16 protein-coding genes are annotated in these 17710 nt (G+C 68.6%); 8 read left to right on the forward strand and 8 right to left on the reverse strand.

Going from position 1 to position 17710, the window contains the following annotated elements; translation table 11 throughout:
• Position 1: 1 nt before the first annotated feature.
• Complete coding sequence (gene eccCa / locus H5393_RS12765; protein ID WP_182766979.1) at positions 2–4063, reverse strand: type VII secretion protein EccCa; 4062 nt, start codon at positions 4061–4063, stop codon at positions 2–4.
• Positions 4064–4134: 71 nt separating this feature from the next.
• Between eccCa and eccD the strand changes: the two genes are divergently transcribed.
• Entirely contained in the window at positions 4135–5565 is a 1431-nt protein-coding gene (eccD, locus tag H5393_RS12770; RefSeq protein ID WP_182766980.1) for a type VII secretion integral membrane protein EccD, read from the forward strand.
• Positions 5566–5580: 15 nt separating this feature from the next.
• Here eccD and H5393_RS12775 read toward each other — a convergent pair whose 3' ends face one another.
• Positions 5581–6252 (reverse strand): hypothetical protein, encoded by a 672-nt coding sequence (locus H5393_RS12775; protein WP_182766981.1) that lies wholly within the window; start codon positions 6250–6252, stop codon positions 5581–5583.
• The gene (eccE, locus tag H5393_RS12780) at positions 6249–7421 is read right to left on the reverse strand and encodes a type VII secretion protein EccE (RefSeq protein WP_182762911.1); all 1173 of its coding nucleotides are present in this window, start codon (positions 7419–7421) and stop codon (positions 6249–6251) included. Before eccE ends, H5393_RS12775 begins: the two co-directional genes overlap by 4 nt.
• Before the next feature lie 128 nt (positions 7422–7549).
• On the opposite strand from eccE, the gene eccB reads away from it, so the two are divergent.
• The 3 genes from eccB to H5393_RS12795 all read left to right on the forward strand — a co-directional run bounded on the left by eccB (position 7550) and on the right by H5393_RS12795 (position 9757).
• On the forward strand, positions 7550–8947 hold the full coding sequence (eccB, locus tag H5393_RS12785; protein ID WP_182766982.1) for a type VII secretion protein EccB: 1398 nt from the start codon (positions 7550–7552) through the stop codon (positions 8945–8947).
• A gap of 175 nt (positions 8948–9122) precedes the next feature.
• Positions 9123–9431: a WXG100 family type VII secretion target gene (locus tag H5393_RS12790; protein ID WP_076062478.1), complete on the forward strand. Its 309-nt coding sequence runs from the start codon at positions 9123–9125 to the stop codon at positions 9429–9431.
• Positions 9432–9466: 35 nt separating this feature from the next.
• Complete coding sequence (locus H5393_RS12795; RefSeq protein ID WP_076062476.1) at positions 9467–9757, forward strand: WXG100 family type VII secretion target; 291 nt, start codon at positions 9467–9469, stop codon at positions 9755–9757.
• A gap of 55 nt (positions 9758–9812) precedes the next feature.
• Here H5393_RS12795 and H5393_RS12800 read toward each other — a convergent pair whose 3' ends face one another.
• Positions 9813–10622, reverse strand: coding sequence for a DUF1206 domain-containing protein (locus tag H5393_RS12800; RefSeq protein WP_182766983.1), 810 nt, complete (start codon positions 10620–10622; stop codon positions 9813–9815).
• A gap of 375 nt (positions 10623–10997) precedes the next feature.
• Between H5393_RS12800 and H5393_RS12805 the strand changes: the two genes are divergently transcribed.
• The 3 genes from H5393_RS12805 to H5393_RS12815 all read left to right on the forward strand — a co-directional run bounded on the left by H5393_RS12805 (position 10998) and on the right by H5393_RS12815 (position 12923).
• On the forward strand, positions 10998–11285 hold the full coding sequence (locus H5393_RS12805; RefSeq protein ID WP_182766984.1) for a hypothetical protein: 288 nt from the start codon (positions 10998–11000) through the stop codon (positions 11283–11285).
• The gene (locus tag H5393_RS12810; RefSeq protein WP_182766985.1) at positions 11278–11808 is read left to right on the forward strand and encodes a hypothetical protein; all 531 of its coding nucleotides are present in this window, start codon (positions 11278–11280) and stop codon (positions 11806–11808) included. The genes H5393_RS12805 and H5393_RS12810 overlap by 8 nt, the downstream gene beginning before the upstream one ends.
• A gap of 389 nt (positions 11809–12197) precedes the next feature.
• A complete protein-coding gene (locus tag H5393_RS12815; protein WP_182766986.1) occupies positions 12198–12923 on the forward strand; it encodes a hypothetical protein in 726 nt (241 codons plus the stop codon).
• A gap of 32 nt (positions 12924–12955) precedes the next feature.
• Here H5393_RS12815 and H5393_RS12820 read toward each other — a convergent pair whose 3' ends face one another.
• The 3 genes from H5393_RS12820 to aat are packed head-to-tail and all read right to left on the reverse strand — an operon-like array spanning position 12956 to position 15750.
• On the reverse strand, positions 12956–14140 hold the full coding sequence (locus tag H5393_RS12820; protein ID WP_182766987.1) for an alpha-amylase family glycosyl hydrolase: 1185 nt from the start codon (positions 14138–14140) through the stop codon (positions 12956–12958).
• Positions 14141–14147: 7 nt separating this feature from the next.
• A complete protein-coding gene (locus H5393_RS12825) occupies positions 14148–15011 on the reverse strand; it encodes a DNA-formamidopyrimidine glycosylase family protein (RefSeq protein ID WP_182766988.1) in 864 nt (287 codons plus the stop codon).
• Complete coding sequence (aat, locus tag H5393_RS12830) at positions 15004–15750, reverse strand: leucyl/phenylalanyl-tRNA--protein transferase (RefSeq protein ID WP_182766989.1); 747 nt, start codon at positions 15748–15750, stop codon at positions 15004–15006. The genes H5393_RS12825 and aat overlap by 8 nt, the downstream gene beginning before the upstream one ends.
• 132 nt (positions 15751–15882) lie before the next feature.
• On the opposite strand from aat, the gene H5393_RS12835 reads away from it, so the two are divergent.
• Complete coding sequence (locus tag H5393_RS12835; protein WP_182766990.1) at positions 15883–16563, forward strand: EcsC family protein; 681 nt, start codon at positions 15883–15885, stop codon at positions 16561–16563.
• Here the strand turns inward: H5393_RS12835 and alr are convergent.
• On the reverse strand, positions 16560–17681 hold the full coding sequence (gene alr / locus H5393_RS12840) for an alanine racemase (RefSeq protein WP_182766991.1): 1122 nt from the start codon (positions 17679–17681) through the stop codon (positions 16560–16562). The two genes, H5393_RS12835 and alr, sit on opposite strands and share 4 nt — an antisense overlap.
• Between the last annotated feature and the right edge of the window lie 29 nt (positions 17682–17710).

The raw sequence follows: 17710 nt of genomic DNA on the forward strand, positions 1-17710 counted from the left end.
CTCAGGTCTCGGATCGGGGCAGGTGCGCCGTCTGGATGAGGCCCTTGAAGGTGCGGGTGACCAACGTGCCGCGGCCGGGGGGCATGGGCGAGCCCTGCACGTCGCCGTAGAGCTTGCCCTCCTCCTTGTTGCCGCTGAGGATCAGCGCCGGGTTGACGGCGTCCTTCATCTTCGTGATCAACGGGTCACCGAACACGGCACGGCTCGCGCCGCCGAAGGCCCTGGTCATGATGATGTGCAGGCCGATGTCGCCCGCCTGGTTGATCAGGTCCGAGAACACCGCCATCGGGTTGCCGGACTGGGTGGCGACCAGTTCGTAGTCGTCGACGATCAGGAACACCTCGGCGCCGGTCCACCAGGAGCGGTCGCGCAGCTGCTGTTGCGTCACGTCCGGCCCTGGGAGCCGCGCGCGGACCGCCTCCGCGGTCTGCTGCAGCATGGGCGTGGCCGCGGAGGCCGACGGGTAGTAGCCGATGAGGTGCGGCGTCTCCACCTCGCCCAGCAGCGAGCGGCGGTAGTCGACGATCATGATCTTGGCTTCCTGCGGCGTGAAGCGCGTGGTGATGCCCTTCAGGATGAGGCGCAGCAGGTTCGACTTGCCGGATTCCGGGGCGCCGAAGGCCACCAGGTGCGGCTCGGTCATCGTCTCCAGGAAGACCGGCGACAGCTCCAACTCGTCGATGGCGAACGGGATCCGGCGGTCCGCCGGGTCGTGGCCGATCGCGGGCAGTTCGTTGATCTCGAGGCTCTCCGGCAGCATCCGCACCTCGGCGGCGCGCGGCCCCTTCCAGGCCTGGTTCACCGCCTCGATGAACTGGCGCTGCCCGGTGGCGACGTCGTCGGCGTCCTCCACCGAGTCGACTCGCGGCAGGCCGACGAGCGCGTGCAGCCCGCCTGCGGTGATGGAGCGGCCCGGCCGGCCCGTGGGGATCGCGCCCTGCAGCTTCCGGTCCACCTCGGAGTCGAAGGCGTCGCCGAGCTTGAGTTCGATCTTGGACTGCAGCGCGTCCTTGGTCGCCGCCCGCACCTCCATCCACTTCGTGGCGCTCACCCACAGGTGGATGCCGAAGCCGAGGCCGCTGTTGGCGAGCGTCTGGATCTGCGGTTCGAGGTTCTCGAACTCGGTCTTCAGCGTTGCCCAGCCGTCCACGACGAGGAACACATCCGTCGGGAACCTGTCTGCGGGGATGGAACCGTCGCGGCGGCCCTGGCGGTAGGTGGTCATGGAGTCGATGCCCAGTTCGCCGAACTGCGCCTCGCGCGCCGAGCGCAGCGACATCAGTTCCGCGACGGTGCGCCGGACGCGGTCGACGTCCAGCCGGCCGGTGACCGAGCCGATGTGCGCCAGGTCGCGCATCGAGGTGAGCGCCCCACCGCCGAAGTCCAGGATGTAGAACCCCACCTCCTCCGGCGTGTGCGTCAGAGACAGGCCCGCGATGGCGGCACGCAGCGCCATCGACTTGCCGGACTGCGGCCCGCCGGCGACCCCGAGGTTGCCGCCCGAGCCGGAGAAGTCGATCCACCAGGGGTCGCGCCGCTGCTGACGCGGCCGGTCGATGAGCCCGACGGGGGCCTGGAGCCTCGCCCGCCGCTGCGGGTCCGCCACCTGCAGGCCCCGGCCCTCGACCTCGGCCAGCCCACCCAGCAGCTGGTCCATGGCCGGCGGCACGTCGAGCGGCGGCAGCCACACCTTGTGCGCGGGCCAGCCGTGGCCCTTCAAGCGGCCCACCGCGATGCTGAGCAGCGTCTCGTCGTCGTCCTCATCCTCGACGGGGTCCTCCGCCGGGGCCGCGGCACGCGCCGGCGCCACAGCCGGTTCCGGCGCGGGGGGCGTCACGGGCATCACGTAGTCAGCGGTGAACTCGAGCACGGGGGGCGTCCAGGAGCGTGGTTCGATCACGAGGTCGTCGAGGGGGCTGTGCTGCAGCGGCGTCGCCACCGGGTCTGCGTTGCCGTGCCAGGGACCGGAGACGTAGGCCGCCTTGAAGCGGGTCATACCGGTGGTGTCGTACTTGAGGTAGCCGTTGCCGGGCGGCGTCGGGAGCTCGTAGGCGTCCGGCACGCCGATGACGGTGCGCGACTCCGCGGGCGAGAACGTGCGCAGCGCGATGCGGTAGCTGAGGAAGGTGTCCAGGCCGCGCAACTTGTTCTCCTCGAGCCGCTGCGACGCGAGGAGCTGGTGCACCGCTATGGACCGGCCGACCCGGCCGATCTGCACGAACAGGTCGATGAACTCGGGGCGGGCCGACAGCAGCTCGGAGAACTCGTCCACGACGATGAAGAGGCTCGGCATCGGCGGCATGTCCGCCCCGTTCTGCCGGGCGGCCTCGTAGTCTTCACGGTTCTTGAAGTTGCCCGCCGCCCGCAGCAGTTCCATGCGCCTGTCGAGTTCGCCGCTGATGGCGTCCTGCATGCGGTCCACCAGGCCGAGCTCACCCTCCAGGTTGGTGATCACCGCAGAGACGTGGGGCAGGTGTTCGAGGCCGAGGAACGTCGCGCCGCCCTTGAAGTCGACCAGAATGAAGTTCAACTGCTCGGTGGAGTGGGTCATCGCCAGGCCCAGCACCAGCGTGCGCAGGAACTCGGACTTGCCGGAGCCCGTGGCGCCGATGCAGATACCGTGCGGCCCCATGCCGCCCTGCGCCGACTCCTTGATGTCGAGCTCGACGGCGCTGCCGTCGTCGGCGGTGCCGAACGGGATGCGCAGGTGCTGGCGCAGGGGCCGCGGGCGCCACGAGACGCGGGGATCGAGCGTGAGCGGATCGCCCACCCCCAGCATTGCGGGGTAGTCCTTCGGCGGCGCGAAGACGACCTCGGCGGGCCCGTCGTCGGCGGCCTGCCCAGCGGCGAGCTCCGGCATCCGGTAGGGCGCCATCGCGCGGGCGAGCATCTCACAGTAGACGACGGGCACGTTGTCCGGCCGCCCGAACGGCGTCTGGGCGTGCGGCGTGCGGGTGGTGCGGCGGTGCAGCACGACGGTGTCGCCGCGCACCTCGAACACCGCGACGCCCAGTTCCAGGGACCGGGGCACTTCACGGTTGCCGGTGACCTCGATGGTGACGGCCTTGGTGTCCGGGGTGACGAACTGCTGCGACGCCACGCCCTCCACGCCGTCGGAGACGATGACCGCCAGCGACGGAGGGTTGTCGCCGTTCTGCGCCGAGGTGGCCATCTGGGAGAGCTCGCCGGCCGCGGTGGCGAACATCCGGACGGGGCCCACGCCGTCAGCCTCGGTGGGGTGCTGGAGGTGCGGCAGCCACTTCACCCACTGCCAGGAGGCCTGGTGGGCCGGGTCAGCCGCCACCATGAGCGACACGTCGGAGGGCGCGTGCCAGGCCACCAACTGGGCCACCATGGCCCTGGCCAGCGCCCGGCAGTCCTCCTCGTCGCCCACGAGTTGGACCGCGCGGAAGCCGCGCAGGTCCACCGCGAGCGGCACGGACTGGATCACACGGTGCGTGCGGATGAACCGACGCAGCGCTCCGGTGGTGAGCGGCTCGAGGTCCTCGATGGGCTGCGACTCCGGCGGCGTGATCCGCTTGGCCGACTGCTGCCGGCCGACGGAGACCCGGACCGAGCCGAAATCCTCCGCGTCTGGGCGTCGCTCCCACATGCGCATGCCGCCCACGATGGTCCACAGCGAATCCGGCGACGGGTGGCGGTAGGCCACGGATTCCCGCTGCTCGTCGGCCGTCTTCGCGAAGTTCTTGCGCACCTGGGCCAGGTAGCGGAAGTAGTCGCGGCGGTTGGCGTCCAGCTGCGCCGACTGGTCGTCGTTCTGCCGGCCCACCTGGGACAGCATCATGCCCATCATCGAGACGGCGTAGAGGCCGCCGATCACGCCGCCGAGCGCGCCGCGGCCACCGCCCATGCCGCCCATGTTGAACATCATCAGGCCCATTGCGAGGCCACCCGCGACCATCGGGAGCATGCGCAGGAGGTTGCCGAACGGCTTCGACGCCGCCGGAGGGGGGATCTCCGGCGGTGACTCCAGCAACAGGTCTCCGCGCGGCATCGCCGGGGGCGACACGCGCTTCGGCCGGTGGAACGTGATCTGGCCCATGAGCGCCTAACTTAATGGACTCCAGGGGCAAGCCGGCGCCCGTGCGCCCCCGGCCGGTTAAGGTATCCGACGTGAACACCACGGCCGAGGAAGATCTGTCGCGCGTCACGGTTATCTCCAGCAGCCGTCGCGTCGACCTCGCACTGCCCGGTTCCGTGTCCCTCAGCGAACTGCTCCCGAGCATCCTGCGGTTCTCCGGCCTGGAGTCGAACAACCCCACCGACGCCGTGCACGCCTGGGTGCTGCAGCGCTTCGGCTCAGACCCGTTCGACCTCTACACGCCGGTGCACAAGCTGGGGATCCGCGACGGGGAGACGCTCCACCTGCGCCAGCGCGAGAGCGCCATCCCCGACGCCGCGTTCGACGATGTCGTGGACGCCGTGGCCGGCGCCACCAACTCCCGCCCCTCCTGGCAGGCGAAGCACTCCCAACGCATGGGCATCACGTTGATGCTGCTGGCCCTCATCGGCATCCCGCTGCTGGTCATCCTCGGCCAGAAGCCCATCGACCTCGCCGAGGCCCGCTTCGACCCGTCGCTCCGGCTTCCCATGGCCCTGGCCGTCGGGGTCACCGGCTTCCTGAGCTTCGCCGCGGCGATCGGTGCCATCGCGTTGGCCCGTGCCGCCGGTGAACGGCGCACCGCCGCGGCCCTGGCCTGGGGCAGCGTGGCGCTGGCCGGCATCGCCGGCTGGTTCCTGCCGGACCCCATGTCCGCGATCGTGCCGCTCGCGGTGCGCATCATCCTGGCCGCGAGCCTCGTGCTGATCGCCTCCGCCGTCTGCGCGCTGGCCGCGAACGTGCAGCCCATGCCGCTGTTCAGCGCCGCCCTGGCCGCACTGCTCATCGTCGTCGGTTCCAGCTTCATGCTGCTGTTCCCCGGTCACGACGTGGAGGTGGCGGCCATCGTGGTGACCATCTCCTCGTTCCTGACGGCCTACCTGCCGCCGTTGTCCTACCGGATCGCGGGCGTGGCCCTGCCGAACCTGCCCACCACCACGGAGGGCATCCTGGCGGACGAGACCCCCGTGCAGTCCGACATCGTCAAGCGGGCGCTGTTCGCCGACAGGCTGCTGGGGGCGATGCTGGCCGCCATGTCGGTGGTCGCCGTCCTCGCCGCCTTCGTGGTGATCAGCCAGGGCACGCTCTGGTCGACGCTGCTGATGCTGTGCATCGGGTTCGCCTACCTGCTGCGCGCCCGCGCGTTCGTCGGCTTCACCCAGCGGCTCGGCCTGCTGCTCGGCGGCGCGATCACCGTGGTCATCAGCCTGTACGCCGTCGCCACCGGCCCCGTGCAGTCGCTGGGCGGCATGGTCACGCTCTTCGCGGTCGCCCTGGCACTCACCTACGTCTTCGCCCACTACTCGGCCTCGTGGTACCAGCGCATCCTGGCCCCCACGTGGGGCCGGTGGGGCGACGTGCTGGAGTGGCTCGCGATCATCGGCATCGTGCCGGCCCTGTTGGGCGTGCTGAACCTGTACGCCTACTTCAGCACGTTGCTCTGAGGCTCGCCGGGCCGCTCAGGCGGGGCCTGACTGGAACAACAGGCGGTACTCCGTCGGCGAGGGTGGCACGCGGACCTTCACGACGCGGCGCACCGACGCCAGCACCACCTCGGACTCGTCGAGGTCCGTCACGGCCTTCACCTGGCCGGACTGCAACGCATAGGCGCGGCGGAGGTTCTCCCCGCTCTTGGGGCCCAGCGGCGACACCATCGCCATCTCGCACACCCGCAGGTCCGCGATGGCCTTGGGCGACGACGGGTCGCCGACGATGGCGACGGCCTGCCAGGCACCCAACCGCGCGGTGGTGCCCACGGCGCCCGTCTCGTCGATGATCAGGCTCGGTCGGAAGGGGCGACCCTGTCCCGGCAGGTTCTCCGGGGTGTTCAACACGTCGATCGTGCCCCCGCAGGCCCGGACGGTGTCCGCCAACGTGAGCCAGCGACGGTGGTCTGTCGCGATCACGGACAGGTGCGCGCCGATGCACATGGCGCGGAACGCCACGAGCCACCGCAGGTACTCCGGCACGGCCAGGTACACGCGGGTGGGCTCCGGGCGGAACAGGCGCATGGTCACCGGCCCGCCGGGGCCGGAGCCGAGCAGCAGCCCTGCGGGCCCCGTCGACATCGTGGGCAGCTGCTGTTCGATGGCCTTCTCCGGCGCGAGCGCCTGGAACGAGATCTCGCTCACTCGTCGATCCGCCTTCCGAGGGGGACGGTGGCCAGCAGACCGGGGACCTGCACGCCGCCCAGCGGGGCGAGCTTCACCACGCCGTCGAGCTTGGACACCATGAAGTCGTCTGCGGCGATGGCCTGTTCGAGGCTGGCCGTCACGAGGCGCACCGCGCCCTCCGGCGGGCGGCCGGGGCTGACGGTGAACGAGGTGACGGCCATCATGGCCGGAGCTTTCGCCACCACGTCCAGCACCCGCTGGTAGGCGGCGCTGGGCGAGGCCCCGAATCCGCCCAGGGCGCGGGTCTCATGCACGAGGCCGTCGCCGAACCAGGCCGACCACTCCTCGCGGCTGCGCGGCTCCGCGGGCGCGGGAGAGGCTCCGGAGGTGAGCGTCAGCACGTCGGAGATCCCGTGGGGGTCCAGTGGAGCGGTGAGCATGCCCTGCCGCTTCAGGAGCGCCTGGGCGCGGTGGAGCCCGAAGCGCAGGGTGGCGAACACGCCGGTCTGGCCGTCGCCCCGTCGGCCGACCGCCTCCAGGCAGAGCCGCGGGTCGAGGCGGAGCGCCACCCAGGTGCGGCGCAATGCCGGTGGCGGGGTGCCGGGGATGATCTCGCGGTAGGCCTCCAGCGCGGGTGACCCCGCCGGCAGCATCGCCCCTGACGGCGCAGGAACCGTCAGGGTGACGACCTGGACGCCGGCGAAGGCGACGTCGTCCTGCCGGGTGAGCGCGCCGAGCGCGTCGAGGTCGAGTTCGGCGCCGCGGTCCGTGAACAGGGTGTGGTCTGCCGTGACCTCGAGGATGCCGGACCAGGATCCGCCGTCCGCGGTGACGCCGATGTCGCCGTCGTGGGCATCCTTGATCTGGGTGAGTTCGAGGCCGGGCAGCCACTGCGCGAGCGGGACCAGCCCGGACGCATGCTCGGGGTGCTCCACCCACCGCCGCGCCCTCTGCCGGAACGCGGAGCGCAGCTTCAGCGTGGCCGGGATCGAGCGCCCGTTGACGGGGAGGCTCATCAGGATGGCGACGAGCAGCACGGCACCGGCCGTGGCCAACGCCCACGCGGAGCGCTGGACGACCAGCAGGGCCACGATCACCAGCACGATCTGCCAGGCGACGACCATGGGCAGGAATCGCGTCGAGCGCGCCCGCCGTTGCAGCGCGTAGCCGTTGGTCCTCCGCAGCATCTGACCTCCTCCGAGCGCCCACTCTAGGACGTGCAGCGGTCCACGCCCGCCGCTGCACACCGCCGGCATGCGCCCGACGGCGGCTACAGTTGCCCCCGACCCCCGGCCCGGACACACGCAGGACATCGATGGCGACTCGCAAGGACCTTCTGAAGGCGCACGCCTTCACCTCGCGCCGCATGATCGCGGCCTTCGTGGACCGCGACCCCGATGACCCCACGCCGCCGCTCAGGCGGGTGAGCACGGCGACCTTCGTCTCCGTCCTCCTGGGCGTGGTCCTGCTGGCCGGCACCGCGCTGATCGGGCTGTTGCGCGGTGGTGTGACCAACGAATCGTGGCGCGATCAGGACAACGTCATCCTCAACGACGTCCAGTCGGGCCAACTCTTCGCGCACACGAACAAGCTCGTCATCCCGGTGACCGACGTGGCGACAGCCCGGCTACTTGCCGCCGGCGACGACCCCGGCGGCCCGCCCCGGATCATCGACGTGAAGACCGAGGCGCTCGTCGGCACGGAGATGCAGCCGCGTCAGGGCATCCCCGGCGCTCCCCCGCAGCTACCGGCGGCCAAGGACCTGGCGTCGTTCCCGTTGCGCCTGTGTTCCACCGAACCCATGGGTCGCGGCCGCTACCTCACCCTCCAGTTCGGGGCGACGGAGGCCTCCAGCATGGATTACAGCTTCATCGCCAAGGCCAGCGAGGGCACCCGGTACCTCGTCTCGGGCGGCCAGAGCCACGAGTTGTACAGCGCGCGGGGCAGCGGGGGCGTCGTCTCCTTCGACGTGCCCGAGGTGGAGCCGGGCAACTCCTGGATCTATGCGCTGCCGATGGGGGCACCGATCAACCCACCGCAGATCACGGGCTACGGCGACACCCCGGTGAAGGCCTACCAGGGCAAGACCATCGGCGACGTGGTGGCGGTCACCGGGAGCAACCCGGTGCGCTACTTCGTCCAGCTGAACGACGGCCTGGCCCAGATCTCCTACCTGGAGGCGAAGCTGCTGTTCCACGAGAAGAACAGGGACTTCACCCAAGAGGTGGGCGCCATCTCAGAGCGTGACCTGTCGGGTTACCTGATCGAAGACCTCGAGTCGATCACCGAGGGCGGCATCCCGATGTACCAGCCGAAGGCCCCGCCCGGCTACGAGAGCGGCCGGGACGCCTCCGTGTGTGCCACCTTCAGCGCGGAGACGCCGGACAGGGTGTCGGTGTCGATGGGCCAGACCACACCCGCGCTCGACCAACGCCAGCTGGGCGCCCCCACCGGCAAGTACATCGACCACATCGACCTGCCGCCGCTGAAGGGCGCGCTACTGCGCAACGGCGAGGCCGGCACCGACGAGGCCGCCGCCACCCTGCTGCTCAACGGCCGGGGCTACGGCATCCCGACGATAGGGGCACGCCAGGCACTGGGCTACGGCGAGGCCACGCCGCTGCCTGTCACGGGGGGCTTGCTGAACCTGATCCGTTCGGGGCTGCCCAGCGGGGTGGCCCTCGGGCGCGACCATGTTGAGCCCGCAGGATGAGGTCCCCCATCCCGTCACCCACCGGGAATAGGTATCCCTACTTGAATGTGTCTCGGGCCGCGCTAAGTGACCCTCTCCGCAGCCTAGGGTTTCGGGAGACACCACCGCAGCCACGAGGAACTTCCCCTGTGGCTCTTACAGGGCCACAGTGGCTCGACGTCGAAGGGAATGAATCATGAGCGACAAGTCCGTAGACCGCGCTGCCATGCAGAAGGCGACGCAGCAGATTGAGGCCAAGCACCAGCAGATCCACAACCTGCAGAACCGCCTCCAGGGCCAGATGAGCGACCTCGCCTCGCGCTGGCACGGCAATGCGTCCACCGCTTTCCAGAACGGCTACCGCCAGTTCGACACGGAGTTCGAGAAGGTCAAGGCCGGTCTCGACAAGATCCACGGCCAGCTGGTCGAAACGCTGCGCGAGTACGGCGTGCGTGAAGAAGAGAACCAGGCCACCGCCAACCAGATCGCCGGACTCATCGGCTGACGGCCGCTGACCAGAACTGACCAGGAGAGATTTTCATGAGCGACTCAACCATTTACTCTGTTGCCGGCCTGCAGGAAGGCATCAGCAACCTCTCGGCCGCGCACCGCGAACTCACCAGCCTCCTCGAGGACCTGAAGGGCGAGCTGTCGTCGTCCCTCGGGCAGTGGGATGACAACGCCCGCAACTCCTACCAGGAAGTGCAGATCCAGTGGGATCAGTCGGCCAAGCGCCAGCAGGACATCGTGCAGCGCATGCCCGTGCTCCTCGGCAACATCGCCGACGGCTACAACGCCACTGAGAAGCGCAACGCCGGCATCTGGGGCTGACCCCGATGGAAGAAGGGCCCGGCTCGCCGGGCCCTTCTTGCATGCCGTGAACCGCTCAGCTGCGGCGGCGGGTGTTGGCGAGGGCACTGGCCCGGGCGAAGCAGAAGATGCCGTAGGCGATGACGCCCACGGCGATCTCGATCAGCAGCGCAGTGCCGTACGGCAGTTCCGTGAGCTTCTTCAGCGCTCCGTCGAGCCCACCCGCCTCATCGGCGTCGCGGCTCAGCACCGCCACCACCAACAGGATGCCCACCACGCCGACGGCCACCCCCTTGGCCAGGTATCCGGTCATCCCGAGCGCGGTGAACACGCGGCGGGTGCGCCCGGTGACGTCCACATGCTCGAGGAAGGACTTGCGGAGGCCGCCGATGACCATGCCCACGCCGATGGCGAGGATCACCAGGCCGATGATGGCGAGCAGCCAGGAACCCCACGTCGACTGCATCAGGGTGGCGCTGAACGAATCGGTGGATTCCTCGCCGTCGGTGCTGCCGCCCGTGGCGTAGACGACGGCGACGCTACCGACGGCGACATGCGCGATGCCCCGGCCTGCGGCGCGCGCGGCCTGCCAGGGTTCGCGCCGGACGGAGGTGGCCGCCTCCGCGAAGGAGTGGAGAGCCAGGGCGAACATGGCGATGCCTGCCACCCACAGCGCGATCGACCCCACCGGAGAGGCGTCGATGGCACGCATGGCGCCGCTCTGATCTGCGGACCCGCCGCTCCCGAGCGCGATACCGACGGCGATCAGGCCGATGATGATGTGCACGATCCCGTTGACGACCTGCCCCGCTGAGGCGGCGATCACGGCAGCGGGGTGCCGCTCGACCTTATTGGCGGTTCGTTCGACCTTGTCACGCTTGCCCATTAGGCCATCGTAGGGCGTGGCTCTGGCCATCGAGGCCGGAGTGAGGAGCGCGCCGCTTCAGCCCTTGCCCATCACCGAGTCGGAAGAGCCCTGTACGGCGTACCTGAGCCGCAGAGCCGCGCTGGAGGCCGCGTGCAGCACGCCAGACGGAGAGGGGCCCGGCCCACGGCCAGAAACAGCCTGAAATGACGTGTTCCCGCGACCATCCTTGCCAGATCTTTACCGAAGCTCTCAACCAGATTCGGGACCGAATTCGACCGGAAACATGAACAAGTCTCAACGACACACCATAAGCGTGGCTACGCAAGACTTGTGGGGCCCGGATTAAGCCCACCCCTGAGTAGGCTCAAAACAATGGGATGATACGTTCGCCGCATGAGGAAATTGATCGCCGTTGCGTTGTTCGCTGTCGTGTCTCTGGCACCATCGATTGCCCTGGCGGACGACTCCACAGACTCCAAACTCCAGGAAGTCCTGCGCGTCAACCCTGGACTTGCCAGAGAGGATCTGGAAAGCCGAATTCAGGAGATGGAACGGACGACCGGACGTACTCGGTCCTCCATCGTAGAAGACCTATATACGGACTCTGCCTCGGCCCGGGACCTCGCCGGTGCGGAGAGCCTGACCGAGGCTTCGGCACCGGACATTGGGCGAGATGAGTAGCGGCGACAGCCTGGCCGGTGACGATCCCGGCACCGTTTGGGTAAAGCTCGGCTGTTCAGCACCCGGACTCTACACTTATTCCTATGCTAAAAACATTGTCCGACATGGGCACAACACACTGTTCGTGGAGCAATGCGCAGCGGTTCACATGGTGGGGGGTAAGGACAAAATTGGAATTCGGAGAATCGACCAAAGCTATAGCCGACTTAAGCACCACCCACAGTACGGGATTGCGCATGTTCGCCGAGTGATCGGACAGTCCACCAACATGGCTGAACGTGCGGCCACCTTCGGTACAACCATGCTCAGCCGCAACCCTAGCTATAACGACAACTTCGCGTTCAACAAGTGCGTCTGGTGCTCAAGTCACAACTGCTCATCGCTGGTGTGGGCGGCCTGGATGTACGCTTCTACGGATAACGTTGATCTCGACGGAAACAAGAGCACGAATATGGGCGTATATCCGGTCGACCTTGTCAACACTCCGTTGAGCGCCGTGAATCGCTACCTGGAACGCGCGTGATCCCCTTCGTCAGCCGCCGGTCCCTCCTTGGTGGGATCGGGGTGTGCATCGTGTCCGGGTGCCACAGCGACGATGTCGTTTCACCCGATGACTTCGCCACCAGCAGTCCAGTGTCCGAACCGTCGGCTATCCCAGGGCCGGGGTATGCCCTCCTCTTCACAAACATGGGGGCGGGTGAATCTGTGGACGGAAAGAGCGGAGCCGTTCTCATCACAGACCCGCAAGGGACATCCGTCACCAACGTTTCGTTTACCCCTGAAGAGCAGTCAACCATTACCTCCAGTGGCACCGAGCTCGTCTGGCTGGGACATGATCGCATATGGCGCTGGGGCCATTCGCTAGAGAGTTGGCCTGCACCATTCGAATATGGGGCAACGCAAGCAGTCGAGGTGCACGATGAGCGCGTATTACTGTCGATCAACGGGTACCAGACAGATGATGCCTATCGATGGGCATTCGCGATCGTTGATGGCGCCGGGGCGCGGACGTGGGAGGTTCCGAGAGTGGTCACGGAAGGTGTGGCCTGGGTGGAGAACAGGGTCTACGGATTCGCCGGGACGGACATCGCCGAGTCCTCCAGCACACTAACCGAGTTAGGACCAGATCCCTCCCTCGCAACTTTTGGACCGACAGTGCCTAACGATGCCCTCTGGGGGGTGACTGGATGGGATAACAACGTTGTTGCCCTCACCGCGAATGAGAAGGGCGCAGCCCAACTTCTGATATTGAGCCCGAGCACTCAGGCGGTGCGGAGCGTTCGACTCTCGGGGCTCTCACAAACCGCAGTTCGGTCTTGGGCCACGGGATCGCGTGGGCCTGATGGGCTAGTAACGATTGGGGGCCTGCTCTACTGGATCAGTGACGACCATCTCTGGGAGGTGGACCCTGTCGACGGCATCGTCAGTGAACTTCGACCCCTGACGACCACCGCTCGCTGGCTGCTTGATGCTACAGGGCTCTACTCACTCCACTTCACAGACCTCCCGGACGGGCGTAGGAGTTGGTCAGTCTCCCACTTCGATCCAACGACAGGCGAAACCGTGGCGACTCTGGAGAACCTCATCATGAATGGCCCGAGGGACTTATGGCTCCAGAACGTGACTCGCGTTGGCTGACCTGGCGAGGAATGTGGGGGGTCGCTAGTTAGCTAGGCGAGGGCGACGATGTGGAGGTGTTCGCCCTCTCCGGTGACCCGGACGCCGGGCGTGGCCAGGTCGAGGTCGACGGTGAGCGCGCGACCCCCGTCGTACACGCGGTAGGTGAGGTGCTCGTTGGACTTGTCCAGCACCTCGACAGAGGCTGTGGCCAGCCATGGATGCCTGCGGCGCAGCGCCACGGCCGCGCGGTAGTGGTGCCAGATGTGGGCGCCCAGGCTGGAGAGCCCGGCGGGGGTTTCCGGCAGCGGCGGGCGGATCTCGTCGTCGCCGTGCCAGGTCTCGGTCTTCGTGCCCGTGAAACCCTGCTCGTCGCCGTAGTAGATGCTGGGCGCGCCGGGCAGGGCCATCAGCAGGTAGGGCACCACCGTCGTGGCCCTCGGCACGCGGGTGGCGATGCGGCTGACGTCGTGGTTGCCGAGGAACGTGTTGGGGAGGAAGCGCTCGGCGAAGACCGCGTGCCGTTCGATGGCGTGCGCCAACTCCCACCCGTTGACATCCGTGAGGGAGCTCCAGATCCCCTTCCACAGCTCGTACTGCGTGAGCGTGGTCAAGGTGGACTCCCCGATGAAGCCGAGGTAGTCGCCGTGGATGACCTCGCCGACGAAGACGGCATCCGGGAACTCCGCGCGGACCCGTTCGGCGGCCGCGCGCCAGAACGACGCGGGCACCGCATAGGCGACATCCAGTCGCCAGCCCGCAATGCCACGCCGCAGCCAGTGCAGCATGATGTCGACGACGAGGTCGAGCACTTCCGGGTTGCCGTGGTCCAGTTCGACGAGGGCGTCATGCCCCTCCCACCCCTTCGGCCGGTCGCCCTCCCACCTGACCAGTTCAGGGCGTTCGCCGACGAGGCGGTGCTCCCTGGCCACATGGTTGAACACGCCGTCGAGGATGATGTGCATCCCCCGGGCGCGGGACTGCTCGACGAGGTGGTCGAAGTCGGTGTCGTCGCCCAGCCGGGCGTCGATCCGGTAGTGGTCCAGCGTGTCGTAGCCGTGCGACACGGACTGGAAGACCGGCCCGAGCAGCAGCCCGTTGCAGCCGAGTTCGACGGCGTAGTCCAGCCACGCGTCAAGCTTGCGGAGCCTGGGCGAGGGCGCCCCGTGCTCCGTGCGGATGGGGGCGCCGGTGGCGCCCAGGGGATAGACGTGCCACCAGATGGCGTGTTCGAGCATTCGGCTCCTACTTCAGCAGCCGCGACAGGCGTCGATCGGCCAGGGGTTTGCCGCCTGTTTGGCAGCCGGGACAGTACTGCAGGGACGAGTCTGCGAAGGAGATCTCCGCGATGGTGCTGCCGCAGACATCACACGCCTCACCGGTGCGTCCGTGGACGCGCATGCCGGCGCGTTTGGCGTCCTTGAGTTCGGCGATGGGGGTGCCGACCGCGGAGGCGAGCGCCCCTCGGAGCACCTCGCGGAGGTGGGCGAAGAGGTCGTCGGCCTCGTCGGGTGACAGGGAGTTGGCGGCCTTGAACGCGCTGAGTTTCGCGGCGTGCAGGATCTCGTCGGAGTACGCGTTACCGATGCCGGCAAGCACCTTCTGGTCGCGTAGCACGCCCTTCAGCTGGGAGCGGCCCGCGCGCGTGAGCACAGCACGGAAGTCCTCGGCCGTGAACTCCGGCGCGAGCGGATCCGGGCCCAGCGCGGCGACGCCGGGCACCTCGACGGGATCCTCCACCACATAGATGGCCAGTCCCTTCTGCGTGCCGGCCTCCGTGATGCTGAAACCGGACCCGTCGTCCAGCACCATCCGCAGCGCGAGCCCGGACTTGCCGCGGCGGGCGGGGACGGTGGGGGCCACGTCGTGCCAGGTGAGCCAGCCGGCGCGGGCCAGGTGGAAGATGAGATGGACGCCCTGCGCGTCGATGTCGACGAACTTGCCGTGCCGCGTCACCCCGGTGACCTCGAGGCCGGCCAGCGCGTCGAGGCCGATGCGGAAGGTCTTCAGCGCGGCGAAGCTCACGAGGTGGCCCTCGGTGATGATGCGTTCCCGCAGTTTCTCGTCGAGCGCGGCGGCCAGGGCCGCCACCTCTGGTAGTTCAGGCACGACGCTCCCCTCTCAGTTGCAGTGCCGCCCGTGCGCCGTCGTCGAAGGCGCGGAGCAGGTCTTCGCCGGCGACGGGGCCCAGGTTGTCCCATTCGAGGCTGGGATAAGCCATGGCGGGTGCGAGCTTGCGCAGGTAGTCGTTGCGGGGGATCTCGTAGGCCCCCAGTGAGCCGAGGTGCTCGGTGAGCCACTGTACGTCGAGGATCCAGACCCCGACGTCGCGCAGCTGGGTAACCAGGCGGATCAGGGCCACCTTCGAAGCGTCCCGGCCTCGCACGGGGTCGTGGAACATCGACTCCCCCGCGAACATCGCGCCCACGTGCACGCCGTAGAGGCCGCCGACGAGGGCGCCGTCGTCGGTCCACACCTCCACGGTGTGCACCCATCCGGCGTCGAACAGTTCGCGGTAGGCGGTACTGATGCGGCTGTCGATCCAGCCGTGCGGCCGCGACGGGTCCGCGCACCGGGCGAGCACCGCGTCGGGGTCCGAATCCACCGTGGTGACGTACCGCTTGGCGTTCTTCCGCAGGGAGCGCGTGACGTGCAGGCCCTCCACCGGCAGGATGCCGCGTCGCATCGGCGACCACCAGCCCATTTCCTCGTCGCCGGTGCCCAACGGCATGGGAAAGACGCCGCAGCGGTAGGCCTCCAGCGCCAGGGCAGCACTGAACTCCTCGGACCAGCCGATGAGATCCTGGCTCGGCCACTCTTCCGGCCGGCCGAACGTGACGCCCAACATCACTCCAGTCTTGCAGGTGCCGGTCCAGATTGCGCCCCCTCCGGTGCACCCCCGGTTCGTCCCTGGTTCGCCCGGCGGGCTCTCGACTCGGCTTGGCACGCGTGGCAAGCTGAATGCCATAAGGAGGCCTCCATGATGCAACCAAGCGATGCCGTGGCCGTGGCTGAGGGCCTGACCGCCGATGTCTTCCACCAACTGCTCGACCTCGCCATCCGGGGCAAGGGGAAACTGCCCGGTGCCAAGCACTCCGCCAAGCAGACCCTCCTGAGGCAGGGCGACTCCGAGGCGGCGATCCGCAGCCTCGTCAACACCCACATCGCCATGGCCGGCGGCCAGGGGTTCGCCACCAACTGGGGCGGCTTCTTCGTGTCGCTGCTGACCATCCCGGCCAACATCGCGGCGGCCTCGTTCCTGCAGGCGCGGCTCGTGGCGGCCATCGCGCACCTGCGCGGCTACGAACTCGACGACCCCCGGGTGCGCACCGCCATCCTGATGGTCATGCTGGGCCCCGGCGGGAACGCAGACCTGCTGGAGAAGGGCATCATCCCGTCCTCCCCCGCCACGGTGGCCACCGCCCCCGTCTTCGACGCGAAACTCGACAACCAGATCTCCAAGGCCCTCCTGGACCGCGCCATGAACCAGATGACCGGCAAGCGCCTGGGCGTCTGGGTGGGCAAGCGCATCCCGCTGGTGGGCGGTGGCGTCGGTGCCGCGGTCGACGGGTGGTCCACGCGCACGATCGCCATGCACGCCCTCACCGAACTCCCCAGCCGGCGCCGGAAGCTCAGCGGCGGCATCGTCGAAACGGGTTAGCCGAAGTACTCCCTGGGCACGCGCGCCGCAATCAGGCACGTCACCTCATAGGTGATGGTGTCCATGAGTTCGGCGACCTCCTCGACGCCCAGCCGCTCGGTGCCGCTGGTGCCCATGAGCACCACCTCGTCGCCGACGCGCACGGAGGGGTCCTCCGGGCCCAGGTCGAGCATCGTCTGGTCCATGCACACCCGCCCCACGACCGGGTAGGAACGACCGTCGATGAGCATCCGTCCGCGGGAGGACAGGAGGCGGGAGTAGCCGTCTCCGTACCCGACGGCGACGGTGGCGATCCACGTGTCGCGCGGGGCCGTCCACGTGCGGCCGTACCCCACCGATTCCCCGGCAGCGACACGCTTGACGAAGTTCACCCGGGAGACCCAGGTGCCCACGTCGCGCAGCTCGCGGCTGGGCGGAGTCTCGACGTCCGGGTACGAGCCGTAGATCATGATGCCGGGCCGCACCATCGTGGTGCGGCCGAGGTCGTGCCCGAGCACCGCCCCCGAGTTCGCCGCGTGCACCCACTCGACGGGAGCCACCGCCCCCTCGATCTGGGCGACCACGTCGTCGAAGAGGGCCAGTTCTGAGCGGGTGAAGTCGTCGCCGGCGGACACGTCGCTGACGGGCAGGTGCGTGAAGACGCCGCCCAGGTGCAGGCTCCCCGAATCCACGATGCGGCGGGCCAGTTCGACGCCGTCCCGGGGCTCGGCGCCGACCCTGCGCATGCCGGTGTCGATCTTGAGGTGCACGTCCGCCACCAGCCGGCCGGCCTTGGCGGCCGCGGCCGCCTCGTCGATGCCTTCGACCGTGCCGACGGACAGGGTGACGGCGGCGCGCAGCGCGGCGGGCAGCTCGTCGGCGAAGGTGGGGGTGAACTTCAGGATGGGCAGCGTCACGCCGGCCGCCCGGAGCTCCTCGGCCTCCGCCGTCAGGGCCACGCCCAGCCACTCCGCCGAGCCGCGCTCCTGGATGCTGCGCGCCACCGGCACCAGCCCGTGTCCGTAGGCGTTGGCCTTGACCGCGGCGAGGATCGCGCGGTCGCCGCTCAGTTCGCGCACGGTGGCCAGGTTTGCGTGGATCGCGTCGAGGTCGACCCGGAATGTGGTGGGAGACGCCATGGGTCAACTATTGCGCACGCCGGAGACGG

The organism is Tessaracoccus sp. MC1756, from assembly GCF_014164735.1.
Classification (GTDB): Bacteria; Actinomycetota; Actinomycetes; order Propionibacteriales; family Propionibacteriaceae; genus Arachnia.

What these genes read in the sequence shown, in the direction of transcription:
- eccCa (WP_182766979.1), bottom strand. Translation starts at nt 4,063, where the DNA reads ATGGGCCAGATCACGTTCCACCGGCCGAAGCGCGTGTCGCCCCCGGCG.
- eccE (WP_182762911.1), bottom strand. Translation starts at nt 7,421, where the DNA reads ATGCTGCGGAGGACCAACGGCTACGCGCTGCAACGGCGGGCGCGCTCG.
- eccB (WP_182766982.1), top strand. Translation starts at nt 7,550, where the DNA reads ATGGCGACTCGCAAGGACCTTCTGAAGGCGCACGCCTTCACCTCGCGC.
- H5393_RS12790 (WP_076062478.1), top strand. Translation starts at nt 9,123, where the DNA reads ATGAGCGACAAGTCCGTAGACCGCGCTGCCATGCAGAAGGCGACGCAG.
- H5393_RS12795 (WP_076062476.1), top strand. Translation starts at nt 9,467, where the DNA reads ATGAGCGACTCAACCATTTACTCTGTTGCCGGCCTGCAGGAAGGCATC.
- H5393_RS12800 (WP_182766983.1), bottom strand. Translation starts at nt 10,622, where the DNA reads ATGGGCAAGCGTGACAAGGTCGAACGAACCGCCAATAAGGTCGAGCGG.
- H5393_RS12805 (WP_182766984.1), top strand. Translation starts at nt 10,998, where the DNA reads ATGAGGAAATTGATCGCCGTTGCGTTGTTCGCTGTCGTGTCTCTGGCA.
- H5393_RS12810 (WP_182766985.1), top strand. Translation starts at nt 11,278, where the DNA reads ATGAGTAGCGGCGACAGCCTGGCCGGTGACGATCCCGGCACCGTTTGG.
- H5393_RS12820 (WP_182766987.1), bottom strand. Translation starts at nt 14,140, where the DNA reads ATGCTCGAACACGCCATCTGGTGGCACGTCTATCCCCTGGGCGCCACC.
- aat (WP_182766989.1), bottom strand. Translation starts at nt 15,750, where the DNA reads ATGTTGGGCGTCACGTTCGGCCGGCCGGAAGAGTGGCCGAGCCAGGAT.
- H5393_RS12835 (WP_182766990.1), top strand. Translation starts at nt 15,883, where the DNA reads ATGATGCAACCAAGCGATGCCGTGGCCGTGGCTGAGGGCCTGACCGCC.
- alr (WP_182766991.1), bottom strand. Translation starts at nt 17,681, where the DNA reads ATGGCGTCTCCCACCACATTCCGGGTCGACCTCGACGCGATCCACGCA.